Consider the following 16,891-nt stretch of genomic DNA (forward strand, 5'->3'; position numbering starts at 1 on the left):
CTTTGCGGCGTTCGGCGACGTCAGCCTTCGCGATCGGGAAACGCGCGGCGCAAGGCCGCGTCCAGACGGATCGGCCGCGCCCAGCGGTCGAAACTCGAGACCAGACCCTGCCGCACGCGCGCGAAGGTCTCCGTGCCGCCGGCCGCGTTCAGTCGTTCCAGCACGGCTCCCCAGCCGCCAGCAGGATCGCGTCGCCACTCGCCGACGACCTCGCGGCAGGTCCGTCCTAGAGCGTTCGCCGTCGCGCACGCCATATAGACATCGCCCGGTCGCGCACCCGCCTCCAGCAGCTCGGTGACGAACGCGCGCGGCGCGCCCTGGTAGCGCACCAGTTCGTCGACGAACGCACCGCGATAGCGGCCGGCATAGGTGTTCACGTCCGCCAGCCAGGTGTCGAGCCACTCGTCGCCGCTCGCTGCGGACCAGACCGCGGGTGCGGGCGCAGATGCCGGCACCTGGGCTGCCTCCTGCGCCAGCGCGGGCGTGGCCAGAACTGCCAGCAGCAGTGGAATCAGGGCCGGACGGATTGGCATCGCAATAGGCTCCTCGACTGGCCGGACGGCCGCATCTCGCGCGTTGGCCTGTCCGGGGTGTCAGCATGCCGCGTCGACCGCGACGTACCCGCGACACGCGGCGAACGACCATACCCCACGCCCGCAACCCAAGGACAGCCGCCATGGACACTTCCCGACCGCGAGATCGCTCGAACCGCCTGTGGCGCTGGGGCATCGGCATCGGCGTGGTGGTGGTGCTGCTGGGCGCCTGGTGGCTCGCGCTGGACCGTTTCGCCACCCGCATCGGGGTGGATGCCGAAAACACGATGCGCGAACTGCCGCGCAATGAAGACAATCGCCTGCGGGTGGACTGACCGGTTTCGCACCAACGCCGGAGCGCCGTCGGTGAGCGCCTCAGCGCGCGGCGATGACCAGAGTTCCTGGACGGCCGCCCTGCTGCCACCAGTCGCCGGTGCCGGTCACGCGCAACGCGATGTCGCCTTTGCGCATCGCCAGATCGTCGCCGACCTGCCCGTTGGCGACATAGGCACCGATCACGTCACGTGGATCCTCCACGCCACTGAAGCTCGCAGCGCCGGCGTCGATGCGCAGCGTGTCGCCGCCGTGGGCTTTGACGCTGACCCGGACCGGTAGTGTCTGCCCGTCGGTGCAACGCAGTTCACCGGTGCCGCGTGCAGTCCGGTGATGCATCGACCAGGTGCCGGCCGTGAACACCAGTTCGCAGGTCATCGTCTGGGCCGCGATGCCGCTTGCAGGGACCCCCGCGAGCAGCACGAGGGCGGCCAGCGCTGCGGCGAGCGGACGTGGGACTCGGCGGGTGCAGGAGTAATCAGTGCGCATGAGCCAACGCTAGCAGAAGGCCCGGACAGACACACGCCGCAGTCGGCGACTGCGGCGCGGCGAATGGCTGAATACGGGATATTTTCGGAGCGGATTCAGCGCCAGCGATGGTTGTTGGAACGGTCCTGCCGCGGGTCGTAGTACTGCACGGTGCAGCGGCCGCGACGATCGCAGGTCTCGCGGCGCACCTGTTGCTTGCCGCGCCATCCGTGCGCTGGCGCATGTCGAGGCGGACCGTTGTGACGCACGTTGTAATGACGCGGCGCCATCCGGTAATAGACCGGGCGGCCTCGATGGTCGTACGACACCCGCAACCGGTTGTTGTAGTCGCCGCGGTAGTAGGGCTGGTTGCCGCGCAGCACCACATCGGCCACATCGACGATGACCTGCACCAGATCGTTGTTGGCCTGCGCGTGCGCTGGTGCTGGCGCCATCGCGGCGGCCGTCAGACCGGCGGCGAGCACGCCGGGGGCCAGCCATTTGGTCAAAAAGTGGGTCGTCATGGCATCTCTCCTGTGGGCCGCCACCGCAGCGGCCATGGATGCAACATGGCGCGTCGGGAATGAACAGGCGCGCAATTTTGCGACCTGCAGGCGCGCTTCCACGGTCACGTAAAGAGACGGTTCAAACTGTAACCGCTTACCGGCGTTGTAAGCGTTTACGCCGTGATCGAAGCGGGAATCCCGGTCAACCGGCGCGCGCTGCCAATGCGCGTGCCGCGAGCATGGAGACTGCATCCGGCAATGCGTCCGGCGCCGCGGCGACGCACATGCGCGCATTCCCTGACGCATCGATCTCTGCCGCGGTCTCGTGCGCCCACGTCGTGCGATACGGCATGTGCACACCCCAGCCGCCGAGCGCGAGTACCGGCGCGATGTCCGAACGCAGCGAGTTGCCGATCATCAGGAATTGCCGGGCGTCGATGTCGAATTCGGTCATCAGCCGCGCATAGGTCGCCGGATCCTTTTCGCTGACGATCTCGATGCGCCGGAACAGGTCCGACAGCCCCGAATCGCGCACCTTCGCCTCCTGGTGGAACAGGTCGCCCTTAGTGATCAGCACCACCTCGAAATCCGCGGCGACAGCTTCGACGGCGTCGCGGATACCGGGCAGCAACTCCACCGGATGTCGCAACAGGCCCTTGGCTATCTCGACGATGCGGTGCAGATCGAGCGCCGCGATACGACCGCCGGTGATCTGCGTCGCCGATTCGATCATCGACAGCGCCATGCCTTTCACGCCGTAACCGAACACGGCGATGTTGGCGGTCTCCACCGCGTACAGCGCATCGAGCACGCGTACATCGGCGAGGTCAACGTAATGGCCGACGATGCTTTCGAACTCGGCCTGCGCGTCGTCGAAATAATCCTGGCTGCGCCAAAGCGTGTCGTCGGCATCGAAACCGACCATGCGGATGCGGGTCATGCGCCCATTATGCGCGGCGGACACGCCGCGTTCCGAATACGCCGGCCACAAAAAAGGGCGGCCCGCAGGCCGCCCCCATCTCACGTGATCCCGATCAACCAATCACGGCATACGCGTGCCGGAATCACTCCTCGGCGGCGCCTGCACCGGCGGCCTGGCGGTTCACGAAGTCGCGATATTCCTCGGGCGTGATGAAGCCATCGCCATCGGCATCCACCTCACTGAAGACCTGCGCAAGACCCTCGAGGCCCGCGGCTTCGGCCTGGCTCAACTTGCCGTCACCGTCTGCATCGAGGTCCGCCCAGGTCACCTGACCCTGCTGGGCCTGCGGCGCATCGGCCGTGGCGTCCTGCGCATAGTCCTGCGTGGTGGTCGCCGCATCGGTGGTCGGCGGGGCCTGCGTGGTGGAAGAGGTCGGATCCTGCGCGAACGCCATCGGCATGGCCATGGCGAGACCCAGGGCGATCATCGCGGTCAGCGGCTTACGTGCATTCTTCATGAGCATCTTCTCCGTGTTTCAAAACTTGGGTGTGTTGCGCGGGGTGGTGATTCGTCCTCGTCGTGGATACCGCACGGGGCCCACCTTGCAGCCAAGCGAATGAATGAATCGGGCGCCACGATCGCGCCTGCTTACGAGCGCTTAACCACAACCAGGGCCGCACGCTCTAGGCGGTTCGTCGATGGCGTGTGAGCGAGTGCCATGGAAGCGCTTCGCGACGGCGGTGCAGCCGTCGGTGCGCGCATCTGCCGCGATCGACACCGCGCGCAAGAAGTGCTGAATCGAACACAACGTTTACGAACGCGCGCTCGGCTGCGCGTCAAAGGGCCTCCACAGACCGGTATGCGACACTCGGGTTTACCCCGATTGCGCTCTGGAGACAGGCATGACACGTACGCGACCCCTCGTTCTGACCACGCTCGCCGCTTCGCTGTTGTGGCTGTCGGGCTGCGACGGCAATGCCGCCAACGGCGCCGCGACGCAGGACACCGCAGCGCCGCAGGCGGACAGCGCCGATGCGACCGCAGCGCCCGCTTCCGATGCGATCGAAGGCCTGCCGTTCGCGAGCACCGCGGTCGCGAGTTTCAACGAGCCGTGGGCGATCGGTTTCCTGCCCGACGGCAGCGTGCTGATCACCGAGAAGAGCGGCGTGCTCAAGCATGTGACGCTGCCCGGCGGCGAAGCGCGCGAGATCTCCGGCGTGCCGGCTGTCGCCAACGCGGGCCAGGGTGGCCTGGGCGACATCAAGCCGCATCCGCAGTTCGCGCAGAACGGCATTGTCTATCTGAGCTATGCGGAAGACGGCGAAGGCGGTCGCGGCGCCGCGGTCGCACGTGCGCGTCTCGATCTCGATGCCGGTGCGCTGCAGGATGTCTCGGTGATCTGGCGCCAGGTGCCCAAGGTCGACGGCAACGGTCATTACGGACATCGCATCGCGTTCGATGGCGACGGCAAGCTGTGGATCTCCTCGGGCGAACGGCAGAAGTTCGATCCCTCGCAGAACATGCAGTCCAACCTCGGCAAGATCGTGCGTCTCAACGACGACGGCAGCGTGCCGGACGACAACCCGTTCGCCGGCAAGGGCGAGGTCGCCTCGCAGGTCTGGTCGCTTGGCCACCGCAATCCGCTCGGCATCGCGTTCGACGCGCAGGGCCGTCTGTGGAACAGCGAGATGGGGCCGGCCGGTGGCGACGAGCTCAACCTCGTCAAGCGTGGCGCGAATTACGGGTATCCGACTGTCTCCAATGGCGACCACTACGATGGCCGGGAGATTCCCGACCATGACACGCGTCCGGAATTCGAGAAGCCGGCGATCACCTGGACGCCGGTGATTTCGCCGTCGAGCCTCGCGTTCTACAGCGGCACGCTGTTCCCGGAATGGACCGGCAACGCCTTCATCGGTGGCCTGTCGGGCCAGACGCTGGTGCGCGTGGAGATCGACGGCGACAGCGCGCGCGAGGCCGAGCGTTTCGCGATGGGCGGCCGTATCCGCGACGTCGCGCAAGGGCCGGACGGCGCGCTGTACGTGATCGAGGACGGCAAGAACGGCCGCCTGATCCGGCTGGCGCCGCGCGAGGGCTGATCGCCCACGCGTCGCCTCGAAGGCCGCGGGACACCGCGGCCTTCTTCGTTTTGGGGCCTTCAGATTTCCGGACGTTCGATCGGATTGCCCAGCGCCGCGCGATAGCGCACGTACAGCGCCTGCACCTTGTCGATGTAGGCATGCGTCTCCGCATACGGCGGCACGCCGTCAAACCGCGTGACCGTACCGATGCCGGCGTTGTAGGCCGCGAGCGCAAGCGTGCGATCGCCGTCGTAGCGCCGCAGCAGGCCCCGCAGATGGCGCGCGCCGGCGCGGATGGATTCGGCCGGCGCATCCGGATCCACCACACCGTAATCGGCGATCACGTCGGGCATCAGCTGCATCACCCCGCGCGCGCCTTTCGGCGAGACTGCCGTGGCGTCGAAACCGCTTTCCGCATGGGCGATCGCACGCAACCAGGCCTCGTCGAGGCCGTAGGTCTTCGCGTTCGCCGCGAACAGCGCCGAGTGCGGCTTGAGCTGCGGCGCGCCGACATTGCCCAGGCCTTCGTGTGCGGGTTCGCCCGGCGGCGTCTGCGCGGTGAAGCGCAGGTACTCGCGCGCGCCCGGCAGCCGGCGCGTGCCATAGACCAGCACGCCGTCCTGCTCACGCTCGTACAGCACGCCACTGAAGACGCCCATCGCGCCCCACAGGTTCGGCGTCTGCACCGCCCCGTCAGCGATCTCCCGCGGCTCGCATGTCGAACCCGGCTCGGGCGCGGTCGACAGGCTCACCGTGCCGCCCTTGACGCAGCGCCACACCGTGCGCGCCTCGACCGGCGCAGCCGCCATGAGCGCAGCCACGACCAGAACGGCCGTCCATCGGTGCGACATGGGCTGGAGCTGGGACATGGCGGCACCGGAGACGGGTCGCGGCTGTATACGCCGCGTGGCGTGCACATTGTGTCGGAACGCATGTGCGGCCATGATCGTCGCCCGCCGAACGAGCCCTTCCCCGATGCCGCACTGGTCGTCGCTGATCCGGGACATCCCGGACTTTCCCAAACCCGGCATCGTGTTCAAGGACATCACGCCGGTCCTCGCCGATGCACGCGGGTTCGCCGATGCGATCGATGCGATGGCCGCGCCCTGGCGCGATGCGGTGCCGGATGCCTTCATCGGCATCGAATCGCGCGGCTTCATTTTCGCCGCCGCGCTCGCGCATGCGCTGGGCACGGGCTTCGTGCCGGTGCGCAAGCCGGGCAAGCTGCCGGCGCGCACGCTGGCCCACGATTACGCGCTCGAATACGGCAGCGACCGGCTGGAGATGCATGCCGATGCATTGCCGCCCGGGGCCCGCGTGGTGCTGGTCGACGACGTACTCGCCACCGGTGGCACGCTGCGCGCGGCGCTGTCGCTGGCACGCCGGCAGGGCGCGACCGTGGTCGGCGCCGCGGTGCTGGTCGAATTGCCCGAACTCGATGGCCGCGCACGCTGGGATGTCGACGCGCCACTTCACGTCGCCCTGCAGGGCTGATTTCAAGGCGCCGCGACACGTCCACATGCACGCTGCCGGCGAATCGTGCCGGAGCCTGTGATGCGCATCGAACGTCTGGTCCTCGGCCCCAACGACTGGGTGCCGAACAATCCGTCAATCGCGGTACGCATCTATCGCGGCCTGCACTCGGCTGACGGCTCTGCGCCGGATGCGCCGGCGTTAGAGCGCATGTTCGCCGCGCACGGCTGGCGGCCGGACTGGCGCGGCGGTGTCTACGACGATCACCACTACCACTCGACTGCGCACGAGGTGCTCGGGGTGTACGCGGGGCGCGCGCGACTCGAGATCGGCGGCCCCGGTGGCAAGGCGATCACGCTCGAAGCAGGCGATGCGCTGCTGCTACCGGCCGGCACCGGCCATCGCTGTATCGATGCAGACGACGCGTTCCGCGTGATCGGCGCCTATCCCGACGGACAGGACTGGGACCTCCAGCGCGCCGCGCCGGATGCGGCGACACGCGCGCGCATCCATGCCCTGCCCGCGCCACCGCATGATCCTGTCGACGGCGCGCCGTTCTAGCGCGTCGCGTCAGGGCGTTGCAGGCGCAGGCGGCGCACCGCGCTTGGCCTGCTCCAGCAGCGCCGCGAAACGTGCCTGCCGCAGCTGGTCGCCGAGCGTGGTGCACTGCGGACCGACGGGTTGTGATGCGAGCTGCGTGCGCATGGTGCCGGCCACCTGGTCGAATTGGGCGTCGACGGCCTGCACCGTCGCGGCGAACTCGGGGGAGTCGGGCTTGTTGCCCTTCGCAGCCACATAGTCCGGATTGTTGATGCGGAACTGGGTCACGCCGGTGTCGAGTGCCTGCGCGCCGGCTGGATCCGTGGCGCAGAACTCGCGGAACACCTCGATCTGGCGATCGAAGACGTGCGCGCCCATATACGCGGCCTGACTGTCGTCGAGAGGCGCCTGGGCAAAGGCAGGGGCGCCGACGGCGGCGATGGACATCGCGAGGCACGCGGTACGCAGGATGGACATGACGGACTCCGGAACGGATCGGGGGAAGCGCGGACAATAACGCTGCGATGTGAGATTTCCGTCAGTCGTCGTCGACGTCCGCGTCTGGATCGAATCCGTCATCCGGCTCGTCCGGGGCACCCGGCAGTGCGGGCTCGAGCAGCGTGTAATCGTCGACATCGCGACTGCGGATCCGCTTCGAGACGGGGTAGGCCTCGAGCGCCGGCTGCGGCGTGCCGGCGATCCGCGCGGGATCGGGCGCCGGATCGGACAGCCAGGAATGGATCTTCGAAACCGGCAGGAACAACGGCCCGTCGGGCGACAACGGCCGCGGAATCGCGGTGTTGGGCATCGTCAGCAAGGCGAACGAGGCCAGCGGGGGCGGCTCGCGTTCCCACAGGTCCCACAGCCCGGCTACGAAGAGAAGTTCGCCGCTGCGCGACTGGATGAAATGCGGCACGGGCCGTGCACCGCTGCGGTCCCATTTGTAATAGCCGTTCATCGGCACGACGCAGCGTCGCGAGGCCCATGGCCTGGCGTAGACGCGACTCGTCGGTGCGCGATTCAGGCGCGCGGTGATGGTGCTGTACGAGGTTTCCGGCAGCTTCGACCAGCGCGGCACGAGCCCCCAGCGCAGTGTGCCAACGGTGACTTCGCTGTCATGCGTGACCAGCACGAGCGCATCGCCATTGGAGGCGATGTTGTAGCGCGGCGGTGCGTCCGACAGCGCGGTTGCAACACCGGAAGAGAATTCGGACGGCACGTTCTCGCCTGCAATGGCCTGCACGAACCTACGCATCGGCGGGTTCTGGCTGGACGATTCGGCGCACGCGATGCGACATGCACTGAGCCTGCGACGCCACGCGTGAAGCAGGCGCGGATTTCACGCCTGCATGTCGCGGTCGCCGCCACGGTGTGTGCACCACCCGCCACGAGACGACACCATGCAGATGCCGAATCCTTCGCGACCGCCGACGCCGCCGGATGATGTGCCCGGCAGCATTCCGCATCCGATGCACGATCCGATGCCCGACCAGCCTGTCGATCCGCCTTTGCCGACGCCTGGCGACCCGGAGCGGGATCCGCAACCGATGCAGGACCCGCCAGCACCGAACCAGCCGCAGGATCCGCCACAGCAATATTGATCCCACGGACAGGCACCCGCGATACGCGTGGATGCGCGCAGCGCTGTCGCACATTGCGTGTGCCTGCTGGCGATGCGTCAGCGCAGCCCTGCCGGAATCCGGGCGGCGATCAATACGGGCGATCAATACGTGGAGAAGCCCGCGAGCTGCGGGCGGCCGGCGCTCTAGAACGCGACCTTGGAAACGACGGTGTCGCAGTTCGACTTCGCGGTCTTCGACACAGCAGGCGCATACGTACGCTCGTGCTCGTAACCGCCATCAGCGCCGAACACGCGCACCGTCGCGCCACGCGCAATGATCAGCGGGTGCGCCGCAAGCATGTCGAACGCGGACGAATGCGTCGCATGATGCGAAGGCGCAGCGCCGTCATGGGCGGCGAGTTCCCAGTCGAAGGTCGCCGCGTTATGGCGCAGCGTGAAACTGAAGGGGGGCATTCGAGGTGTCTATCGGCCGGAAGGAGGCGGCCGGGCACAACGCCATCCTCACACGTCGCGCATGACGGGATCGTGTGTGATGGATGTTTGGTGGGCCGGTCACTGCCGACAGTCGCGCCGACCATCTACCTCGCAACGGCTTCGCGCCCGCATTCACTGACGCGCAACAGCCCGTGCGCGATAAGCCGCACACCGGCGCCGCCGGTGGAGAAACCCGATGCACGGTGTATTCGACACGCTGTTTTCGCTGAGCATGCCGTGGTGGGAGTTCGTGCTGCGCGCGGTCGTGGTGTACGTGGTCGTGCTGGTGCTAATGCGCCTGACCGGCAAGCGCACCGTCGGCCAGCTGACACCGTTCGATCTGCTGGTCGTCGTGCTGCTCGGCAATGCCGTGCAGAACTCGCTGATCGGCGAAGACAGCTCACTGCTCGGCGGTCTGATTCTCGCGGCGACACTGCTGGCCTTGAATTCGCTGGTCGGCCGGTTGTCGGCGCGCAGCCGTCGATTCGACCGCTTCATCGAGGGCACGCCCGTGATCCTGGCGCGTCGCGGCGAGGTGTTCCGCGCGCAGCTCGCCCGGCAGGCGATCAGCGAGCAGGATTTCGCGATTGCACGCCGCGCCGCCGGTTACGCCACGCTGGCCGAAATCGAACTGGCCGTGCTCGAGACCTCCGGCGAAATCACTTTCATCCCGCGCAAGGACGGCCCGCACGCCCCGGCCTGAGTGCTCATTCGCACACGACCCACGCGGCCGCGTGCACGCTGGACACATGCGTCCCCTGCCCCGTCGTTTCTACGCCCGCGATGCGCATGTCGTCGCACCCGAACTGCTCAACAAGGTGCTGGTCACCGCCGATGGACGCCGCGCGCGCATCGTCGAGGTCGAAGCCTATTGCGGCGGCGACGATCCGGCCGCGCATTCGTTCCGCGGGCCGACGCCGCGCAATGCGGTGATGTTCGGCGCGCCGGGTCACCTGTATGTCTACTTCATCTACGGCATGCACTGGGCGATCAACGCCGTCTGCGGACAGCGGTCCGGGCATGGTGTGCTGATCCGCGCGGCCGAGCCATTGGCGGGTCTGGACACGATGTCCGACGCGCGCCGCAACACGACGCCCACGCTGCTCGCGTCGGGCCCGGGACGCCTGGCCCAGGCGCTGGGCGTCACGCGCGAGGATGCCGGGCTCGACATCACCAGACGCACGTCGCGCATCTGGATCGGCGATGACGGCATTCCGCCACCGCCGACACCCTTGATCACGACCCGGATCGGTATCCGCCATGCGGTCGACGCCCCGTGGCGCTTCTGTGTCCCGGGCAATCCGCATGTGTCACGTCATCGTGGACCACCAAAGGCCCGACGCACGCTCAGGCGCTAATCCAGCGCGCGAAGCGCCTCGGCAACGATCGCAGCGTCCGTTGGACGCACAACACGCGCGAGCTCCACGCCGTCGCGCATCACGATCAAGGTGGGCCACAGCTTCACCGAGAAGCTGCGGCCGAGCGGACGGCCCTTGCCGTCCTCGATTTTCAGATGCTCGATGGCACCGTAACCAGCGAGCGCGGACACGATCGCCGGTTGTGCGGCCTGGCAGTGGCCGCACCAGTCGGTGCCGAACTCGATCACCAGCGGCCCACGCATCGTGTCGACCACGTCACGTGACGGTGCCGCCTCGCGGTAGCCGCTGGTGACCGTCATCACGACAGCGAGCGCTGGATGTCGTCGAGCGGCGCGTTGGTCAGATCCTTGGCGAGATCGCCGACCAGGCGCTGCTGGGTTTCCTTGTGAAGCAGCGGGCGCACGCGGCCCAGCGTCTTGGCATCGGCGATCAGCACCAGATGCTCGTACTTGTTCTTCAACGCGCCATCGTTGAGGCCCTTGGCCAACTGCTTGGCGAACGTCGCCTCGTCGAGCTGCGAGGCGCTGGATTCCGACGGCATGGAACCGGACGGACCTTCGTCGTCGAGGTTCATGCCTTCCAGCAGCGCTTCCTGCTTGAGGGCGAGGGTACGGTCGTCGCCGGTGTTGCTGAACACGCGGGCCGAGCCGCCATCCGCCACTACGATCAGGGCACCCTTCGGAATCTTCATTGTCATCATCGCCTCCACTTCTGTTGGTCTGCGCCGCGATACGGCTTCAACAAGCCTAGGCAGGCAAATGTGAGCGGCGCGGCACGGGGACGTTGGTGACGCGACGAGGTGTTCAGGGCGGGCGCCGCGCCGAACCTGCTATGTAATAATCTAACGATTGCATTTGCCGGTTCCGCCGTGGCTTCCAACGCGTTTCCCGCCGCGCCGATGGCGCGCCTGTCCTCGATCGACCTGCTCCGCGGCACCGTGATGGTGCTGATGCTGCTAGACCACGTTCGCGAGACCTTCTTTCTGCACGTGCAGATGGGCGATCCGGTCGATGTGGCGACCGCCTCGCCTGCATTGTTCGCCTGCCGTCTGCTCGCGCACCTGTGCGCGCCGGTGTTCGTATTCCTGACCGGACTGTCGGCCTGGCTCTACGCGAGCCGACAGCCGGATGGACGCCGTGCGGCGTCGGCTTTCCTATTCAAGCGTGGTCTGTTCCTGGTCGTGCTCGAGCTGACCCTGGTCAACTTCGCATGGACCTTCGAACTGCCGCCGCAGACGCTGTATCTGCAGGTGATCTGGGCGATCGGGCTGAGCATGCTGGCGCTGTCGGCGCTGCTGTGGCTCCCGCGTGCGGCGCTGATCGCGCTGGCAGTGGCGATCGTCGCCGGCCACAACCTGCTCGACGGCGTACGCCTCGACGCCGGCCATCCGCTGCATCCGCTGTGGGCGGTCCTGCACCAGCGCGACTGGCTCCAGTTCGGCGACGCGCTGCGCGCGCGGACGTCCTATCCGGTATTGCCATGGATCGGTGTCATCGCGCTGGGCTGGGCGGCCGGCCCCTGGTTCGCGCGTGAGGCCTCTGCATCACGGCGGCATGCATTGCTGCTCTGGAGCGGGCTGGGCGCGCTCGGCGGCTTTCTGCTGTTGCGCATGGTGAACGTCTACGGCGATGCCGCCTGGGCGCTGCAGGCCGACATGACGCGCACGCTGATGGCGTTCTTCAACGTGACGAAGTATCCGCCGTCGCTGCAGTTCGTACTGCTGACGCTCGGCATCGGCCTGCTGCTGCTGCGGTTCTACGAATTGCCCGCACTGGCGCGCCACCTGCAGCCGCTGTCCGCGCTGGGTGCGGCGCCGATGTTCTTCTATCTACTGCACCTGTACGTGCTGAAGCTGCTGTACCTCGGCGCAGTCGCTCTGTGGGGGACTACGCACGGCGCGGTGTTCGGCTTCGACAGCGTCGCGACGCTGGTGGCGATTTCGATCGCCCTGGCGCTGCTGTTGCAGCCACCGACCGCGGCCTTCGCTCGGCTCAAGGCGCGCCGACGCGATATCGCGTGGCTGCGTTATCTCTGAAGGTCCGTACGCCCGGCGCCTCAGCGCCAGGGCTGACGGCCGTCGGTCCAGGATTCGCCACGCACGCGGCCGGCCGGATACGGCCCGTACAGATCGTTGTAACCCGGACCGAAGCCGTCGAAGTAGCCACCGGCGCCGTGGCCACCGTACCCGCCATAGCCACCGTAAGGGCCGAAGCCGCGCCCGTAATAACCGGGCCCGTCTGACTGGGCCACGCGCAGGTTAAGCTGCATGGTGTTGAGGCTGCCGGCCTCGCTGACCGTTTCCTTGCACAGACTGATGTCGGCGGCGTTGAAGTTGCTGGTGCCGCCACGCGAGGAATAGCCGATGCCCGTTGTGACGCTGCCGGTCACGGTGCGCTCGCTGCCGTCGGGCGCGGTCGGACAGCCGCCGCGCCGCACCAGATCGTCGCCATGGCGGCCGCGATACTCGGGCGTCTCGGTCCGCGGACCGGTGTACTCACCGCCACCGAATGCCGCGTCGCCGGTGAACATCGGCTGGGACGGCAGATTCAGGTCGACGCGATCGTCTTCTGCCGCATGCGCCATCAGCGGCGCGGCGAGCAGGGACATCCACAACACTGAGGTGATCCGCATGGCGAGGCCTGGTCCGGTTTCGTGGGCGGGCAAGTAAACCCGGAGTTCGACGCTAGCACCGCGCGCTTGAATCGGTGCTGGCTGTGCTCAGGCCAACGCGGCGGCCTCCACGACGCTGCACCCGGGTGCAGCAGCCAGCACATGGTCGACAAGCGCGTCGGCGATGCGCGCTGCGGGGCTGATGCGCCAACGCTTCGGCAATACCGGCCCAAGCGCACCGAGCACGACCGCGGCGGCGCGTTCGGCAGGCCGTGCCTCGGCGCGATCGCCGCCGATCAGACCCGGACGCACCAGGGTCAGCGACGGCCAGCCCTGCGCCTGCAGCGCGGTTTCGACTTCACCCTTGACCCGGTTGTAGAAGAACCGAGACTGCGCATCTGCGCCCATCGCCGAGGTCAGCGCGAAGGCCTGCGCCCCATGACGACGCGCGAGCGCGGCCGTGGCCAGCGGGTAGTCGTGGTCGACACGACGGAAGGCTTCGCGTGACCCCGCCACGCGCATCGTCGTGCCGAGCGTGCAGATCACCGCATCGACGCGCCACAGCGCAGCGTCGTCGGGCAACGCATCGAAATCGACGACCGGCGCATGCAGACGCGCATCGCGACGCGGCAGCGGACGCCGCACCGGCGCGACGATACGTCCGACGCGCGGGTCCGCCAGCAGCCTGTCCAGTGCGTGGCCACCGACGAGGCCCGTCGCTCCAACCAGCAAGACAGTTGCGCCGTCAGCCGACATGACGCATCCACACGCAGTCGATCGCGTCCAACGCAATGTGCACCAGCAGGCCGATGCCGAACAGGCGGGTCCGCCTGGGAATCGTCAGCCCGGCGTAGAGGGCGATCGCCGGCGCGGTATGCAACGGATGGAACCCGATGCTGCAGCGCCCCGGCGCGTAGATCGGATCGGCCAGCAGATGATCGATGTCGATGATCCAGCCGAGCATCAGCAGCGCCCACGCGCGACCGAAGCGCTCGCGCCAGAACAGCCAGGCCAGCAACGCGGGAACGGCGGCGTGAAGCAGCAGATGGAGGATGGCGCGGACGCCCATGCGTGACGGCCCGTCTGGCGAAAGGCGTACAGCTTAGGGTCTCGGCGTATGCGGGTCATGGCTCGTGGAGGACAGCTGCTCATGAAACCTACAACACCGCCGTTACACTTCACGCAGCTCCCATTCCGGGAGGCAGGGTGTCTTCGGCGCAGACGATGATGCGAAGGCGGGGTTGGCAGGCGATGGCGATGTCCATCGCGGGGATGTTGCTGGCGTGCATGTTGGCGGCCTGCGGGCAGGCCGGTGCGCCTGTGCCCGTCGTCACCGGCGCGCCGGCTCTGGTCTCCGACGATCAGCACGAGTGCGTCCATGTGCACCGCCCGGACCGCCAGTCGTTGCAACTGCCCGCGCCGCGCGGCGGCTGGTCCGGTCATCCGCAGGCGGTCGTGGTGCTCAACGCCTTGTCGGGCGAAGTCGACATCCGGCACGGCCAGCGTGACCGCTGCGGCACGCCGGCCGATGCGCGCACGCTCGATTCGCGCTTCCGCGCCGGGGTGGGCACGGTGCTCGTGCCCGAACCCGGCGATACCGCGCCGATCGAGATCGAGTACGACGCCAACCCGCTACCGCTGTGGCGGCCGATCGTGCAGCTCGGGGAGCCGACGCCGGTCCAGCGCGCCGACATCGGCCGCTTCGCGATCCGGGTCGGCTCGCTCGCCGTTGTATTGACCCTGGTGATGTCGGCCCTGCTGAGTTTCGTCGCCACGCGCGAGCGCGCGTTCCTCACCTACGCCGCGACCGTCGGCGTGTTCGCGATCTGGCTGGCGCTGCTGTCGGGCCTGTGGGCGTGGCCGCGACCGTGGCTGCCGGTCGCCGGTTTCGCGGTCGAGGCGATGGTCGGCCTGGCGGTCCTGCTGGTCGGCGCGACCACGCTGGCCTTGGTACGCCAGTCGTGGTTGCGGCGCCGCATGCCGCAGGTCGAGCGTGCGGTGCGATGGGGTGCGAGCGCCCTGGTCGTCGCCGGGCTGTGCGCGCCGCTGCTGCCGCCCGGTGGCCTGGCCGCCATGTCGGTGGCGACGGAGCTCGGGTTCTATCTGCTGGCGCTGATGTTCGCGGGCGTCGCTGCGGCGGCGATCGTGCAGCGACGCGAGGGCGGTGCCTCGCTGCTGGCAGGCGTGATGCCGTTTCTCGCCGTCGGCACACTCGAGGCGTTCGCGCCGACCACGCTGGCCTTGTGGAAGGTCGAGGCATTCATGCTGTCGGGCGGCTGGCTGGCGCTGACCTGCAGCATGGTCCTCACCCTGCGCCTGGGCCTGTTGCGCCGGCAGCGCGACGAGATGACACGCCTGGCCCAGACCGACGCGCTGACCGGACTGCCGAACCGGCGCGCGGCACTGGAGCAGCTCGAACATTGCGTCGCCGCCGCCCGGGCCAGTGGCGCGCCCCTGACGGTGGCCTTCCTCGACATCGACCACTTCAAGCGCATCAACGATCTGCACGGTCACGAGTGCGGAGACCGCGTGCTGCGTCATGTCGCCCACGCGCTGCTTGGCGCGTTCCGCAGCGCGGACCATGTCGCCCGCATGGGCGGCGAGGAATTCCTCGTGATCCTGCCGGGCGCGGATCCCGATCACGCACGCCTGCGGGTCGACACCCTCCGCGCGGTGCTGTCGAGCACGGGCATCGTTCTGGACAAGCCCGGCCTGGCGGTCACGCTGAGCACCGGGATCTGTGCGCTGCGCGCCGACGATGCCGGCGTCGACGCTTTGCTGCAGCGCGCCGACACCGCGATGTACGCAGCCAAGCACGCCGGCCGCGACAGGACGGCATTTGCGGATCTCCAACCCGAGGCGGCCGACTGACGGAGCGCGCTGCGTCCAGGCCGCGGGCGGCAACACCGCGCCACGACAGGCGATCGCGCCGGCCGATCCGCGCCCTGCGATGCACGCCAGCAAGGGATACACGGTCTTGCAGCCGCGCCACGCATTTCAACGGGAAGCGCGCGCCACGCGAACAAATTCGCTCAACGTCTCCGAAATCCTGCCCATATGTGCGGAAACGAACATGGGATTTCACCGTGTTTCCACCACGTTGATGCGAGCTTCGCGAACCTTAATCCTGCAGAACGGAGTTGTTCCATGGCGCACCACAGTCCCGGCGGTCTCATCCTGCTCGTCGAGGACAACCGCAATATTTCCGAGCCGGTCGGCGAGTTCCTCGAAAGTCGCGGCTTCGAGGTCGATTACGCGGCCGACGGCCTCGATGCGGTGAACCTGGCCACGGAGATCGCGTTCGATGTCATCGTGCTCGATCTGATGCTGCCGCGGCTGGGCGGGCTGGAAGTCTGCCGTCGCCTGCGCACCGAGCATCGCAGCACGACGCCGATCCTCATGCTGACCGCGCGCGATTCGCTCGAAGAGAAGATCGAAGGCCTGGAAGCCGGCGCCGACGACTATCTGACCAAGCCGTTCGACATCAAGGAACTCGAGGCACGCGTGCGTGCATTGATCCGCCGCGACCGCCGCGAGATCGGCGCCAGCGTGCTGCAGATCTCCGATCTCGTGCTCGACCCGGCGTCGTTGCGTGTGCAGCGCGGCGGTCGCGAACTCAATCTCGCGCCGATCGCATTGAAGATCCTGACCATCCTGATGCGCGAAGCACCGCGGGTGGTCAGCCGCCGCGAGATCGAACAGGAGATCTGGGGCCTGACGCTGCCCGACTCCGACACCCTGCGCAGCCATCTGTACAACCTGCGCAAGGCCGTCGATCGCGACCAGGACGTGCAGCTGCTGCACACGATCACCGGCGCAGGCTATCGCGTCGCCGATCTGGACAAGGCGGTCGCCTGATCCACCACACGTGACGCTCCGCCCCGGCGCATCATGCTGCCCCGCCGCGCGGACATGGGATCCGAATTCCAGTCCTCTGCCGAAGTGGGACTGACGCCATGGCAGCGGACGCAGTCGTCCCGCGCGGCGTGA

23 protein-coding genes are annotated in these 16,891 nt (G+C 67.8%); 9 read left to right on the plus strand and 14 right to left on the minus strand.

From position 1 onward, the window contains the following. Positions 1–20 precede the first annotated feature (20 nt). A complete protein-coding gene (locus AC3IRM_RS14070; RefSeq protein WP_489203698.1) occupies positions 21–533 on the minus strand; it encodes a hypothetical protein in 513 nt (170 codons plus the stop codon). Between the two features lie 143 nt (positions 534–676). On the opposite strand from AC3IRM_RS14070, the gene AC3IRM_RS14075 reads away from it, so the two are divergent. Further along, a complete protein-coding gene (locus AC3IRM_RS14075; protein ID WP_489203699.1) occupies positions 677–868 on the plus strand; it encodes a hypothetical protein in 192 nt (63 codons plus the stop codon). Between the two features lie 40 nt (positions 869–908). On the opposite strand, the gene AC3IRM_RS14080 is transcribed toward AC3IRM_RS14075, so the two are convergent. The 4 genes from AC3IRM_RS14080 to AC3IRM_RS14095 form a co-directional block, all read right to left on the minus strand. Then, positions 909–1,355 carry an SH3 domain-containing protein gene (locus tag AC3IRM_RS14080; RefSeq protein ID WP_489203700.1) on the minus strand — a complete coding sequence of 149 codons (447 nt, stop codon included), beginning with the start codon at positions 1,353–1,355 and terminating at the stop codon, positions 909–911. Positions 1,356–1,450: 95 nt separating this feature from the next. After that, positions 1,451–1,858 carry a hypothetical protein gene (locus AC3IRM_RS14085; protein ID WP_489203701.1) on the minus strand — a complete coding sequence of 136 codons (408 nt, stop codon included), beginning with the start codon at positions 1,856–1,858 and terminating at the stop codon, positions 1,451–1,453. 184 nt (positions 1,859–2,042) lie between these two features. After that, entirely contained in the window at positions 2,043–2,780 is a 738-nt protein-coding gene (locus AC3IRM_RS14090) for an HAD family hydrolase (RefSeq protein ID WP_489203702.1), read from the minus strand. 124 nt (positions 2,781–2,904) lie between these two features. Then, a complete protein-coding gene (locus AC3IRM_RS14095) occupies positions 2,905–3,279 on the minus strand; it encodes an EF-hand domain-containing protein (protein ID WP_489203703.1) in 375 nt (124 codons plus the stop codon). 385 nt (positions 3,280–3,664) lie between these two features. Between AC3IRM_RS14095 and AC3IRM_RS14100 the strand changes: the two genes are divergently transcribed. Continuing rightward, entirely contained in the window at positions 3,665–4,861 is a 1,197-nt protein-coding gene (locus AC3IRM_RS14100) for a PQQ-dependent sugar dehydrogenase (protein WP_489203704.1), read from the plus strand. 59 nt (positions 4,862–4,920) lie between these two features. Here AC3IRM_RS14100 and AC3IRM_RS14105 read toward each other — a convergent pair whose 3' ends face one another. After that, positions 4,921–5,652 carry a lytic transglycosylase domain-containing protein gene (locus AC3IRM_RS14105; protein ID WP_489205933.1) on the minus strand — a complete coding sequence of 244 codons (732 nt, stop codon included), beginning with the start codon at positions 5,650–5,652 and terminating at the stop codon, positions 4,921–4,923. Positions 5,653–5,785: 133 nt separating this feature from the next. On the opposite strand from AC3IRM_RS14105, the gene AC3IRM_RS14110 reads away from it, so the two are divergent. Next, the gene (locus AC3IRM_RS14110; RefSeq protein WP_489203705.1) at positions 5,786–6,337 is read left to right on the plus strand and encodes an adenine phosphoribosyltransferase; all 552 of its coding nucleotides are present in this window, start codon (positions 5,786–5,788) and stop codon (positions 6,335–6,337) included. A gap of 60 nt (positions 6,338–6,397) precedes the next feature. Beyond that, entirely contained in the window at positions 6,398–6,877 is a 480-nt protein-coding gene (locus tag AC3IRM_RS14115) for a cupin domain-containing protein (protein WP_489203706.1), read from the plus strand. A gap of 9 nt (positions 6,878–6,886) precedes the next feature. Here the strand turns inward: AC3IRM_RS14115 and AC3IRM_RS14120 are convergent, their stop codons facing one another. The 3 genes from AC3IRM_RS14120 to AC3IRM_RS14130 all read right to left on the minus strand — a co-directional run bounded on the left by AC3IRM_RS14120 (position 6,887) and on the right by AC3IRM_RS14130 (position 8,891). Then, positions 6,887–7,333 carry a hypothetical protein gene (locus AC3IRM_RS14120; protein ID WP_489203707.1) on the minus strand — a complete coding sequence of 149 codons (447 nt, stop codon included), beginning with the start codon at positions 7,331–7,333 and terminating at the stop codon, positions 6,887–6,889. 61 nt (positions 7,334–7,394) lie between these two features. Continuing rightward, complete coding sequence (locus AC3IRM_RS14125; protein WP_489203708.1) at positions 7,395–8,111, minus strand: SOS response-associated peptidase; 717 nt, start codon at positions 8,109–8,111, stop codon at positions 7,395–7,397. A gap of 510 nt (positions 8,112–8,621) precedes the next feature. Continuing rightward, entirely contained in the window at positions 8,622–8,891 is a 270-nt protein-coding gene (locus AC3IRM_RS14130) for a hypothetical protein (protein ID WP_489203709.1), read from the minus strand. A gap of 217 nt (positions 8,892–9,108) precedes the next feature. On the opposite strand from AC3IRM_RS14130, the gene AC3IRM_RS14135 reads away from it, so the two are divergent. Beyond that, positions 9,109–9,615 (plus strand): DUF421 domain-containing protein, encoded by a 507-nt coding sequence (locus AC3IRM_RS14135; RefSeq protein ID WP_489203710.1) that lies wholly within the window; start codon positions 9,109–9,111, stop codon positions 9,613–9,615. A gap of 55 nt (positions 9,616–9,670) precedes the next feature. Continuing rightward, a complete protein-coding gene (locus AC3IRM_RS14140; RefSeq protein ID WP_489205934.1) occupies positions 9,671–10,270 on the plus strand; it encodes a DNA-3-methyladenine glycosylase in 600 nt (199 codons plus the stop codon). On the opposite strand, the gene AC3IRM_RS14145 is transcribed toward AC3IRM_RS14140, so the two are convergent. Together AC3IRM_RS14145 and AC3IRM_RS14150 are read right to left on the minus strand one after the other, a co-directional pair. After that, the gene (locus AC3IRM_RS14145; protein WP_489203711.1) at positions 10,267–10,590 is read right to left on the minus strand and encodes a thioredoxin family protein; all 324 of its coding nucleotides are present in this window, start codon (positions 10,588–10,590) and stop codon (positions 10,267–10,269) included. The two genes, AC3IRM_RS14140 and AC3IRM_RS14145, sit on opposite strands and share 4 nt — an antisense overlap. Continuing rightward, a complete protein-coding gene (locus AC3IRM_RS14150) occupies positions 10,590–10,988 on the minus strand; it encodes a host attachment family protein (RefSeq protein WP_489203712.1) in 399 nt (132 codons plus the stop codon). Before AC3IRM_RS14150 ends, AC3IRM_RS14145 begins: the two co-directional genes overlap by 1 nt. A gap of 201 nt (positions 10,989–11,189) precedes the next feature. Between AC3IRM_RS14150 and AC3IRM_RS14155 the strand changes: the two genes are divergently transcribed. After that, positions 11,190–12,326: an acetyltransferase domain-containing protein gene (locus AC3IRM_RS14155; protein ID WP_489205935.1), complete on the plus strand. Its 1,137-nt coding sequence runs from the start codon at positions 11,190–11,192 to the stop codon at positions 12,324–12,326. A 20-nt stretch (positions 12,327–12,346) separates the two neighbouring features. Here AC3IRM_RS14155 and AC3IRM_RS14160 read toward each other — a convergent pair whose 3' ends face one another. The 3 genes from AC3IRM_RS14160 to AC3IRM_RS14170 form a co-directional block, all read right to left on the minus strand. After that, positions 12,347–12,922, minus strand: coding sequence for a hypothetical protein (locus tag AC3IRM_RS14160; RefSeq protein ID WP_489203713.1), 576 nt, complete (start codon positions 12,920–12,922; stop codon positions 12,347–12,349). Positions 12,923–13,009: 87 nt separating this feature from the next. Beyond that, positions 13,010–13,657, minus strand: coding sequence for an NAD(P)H-binding protein (locus AC3IRM_RS14165; RefSeq protein ID WP_489203714.1), 648 nt, complete (start codon positions 13,655–13,657; stop codon positions 13,010–13,012). Then, positions 13,647–13,970 carry a DUF6122 family protein gene (locus AC3IRM_RS14170; protein WP_489203715.1) on the minus strand — a complete coding sequence of 108 codons (324 nt, stop codon included), beginning with the start codon at positions 13,968–13,970 and terminating at the stop codon, positions 13,647–13,649. Before AC3IRM_RS14170 ends, AC3IRM_RS14165 begins: the two co-directional genes overlap by 11 nt. 188 nt (positions 13,971–14,158) lie before the next feature. On the opposite strand from AC3IRM_RS14170, the gene AC3IRM_RS14175 reads away from it, so the two are divergent. Together AC3IRM_RS14175 and AC3IRM_RS14180 are read left to right on the plus strand one after the other, a co-directional pair. Next, positions 14,159–15,772, plus strand: coding sequence for a GGDEF domain-containing protein (locus AC3IRM_RS14175; RefSeq protein WP_489203716.1), 1,614 nt, complete (start codon positions 14,159–14,161; stop codon positions 15,770–15,772). A gap of 276 nt (positions 15,773–16,048) precedes the next feature. Continuing rightward, on the plus strand, positions 16,049–16,759 hold the full coding sequence (locus tag AC3IRM_RS14180) for a response regulator transcription factor (RefSeq protein WP_489203717.1): 711 nt from the start codon (positions 16,049–16,051) through the stop codon (positions 16,757–16,759). Positions 16,760–16,891: the final 132 nt, after the last annotated feature.

Source organism: Luteimonas sp. KH_071 (genome assembly GCF_057838005.1).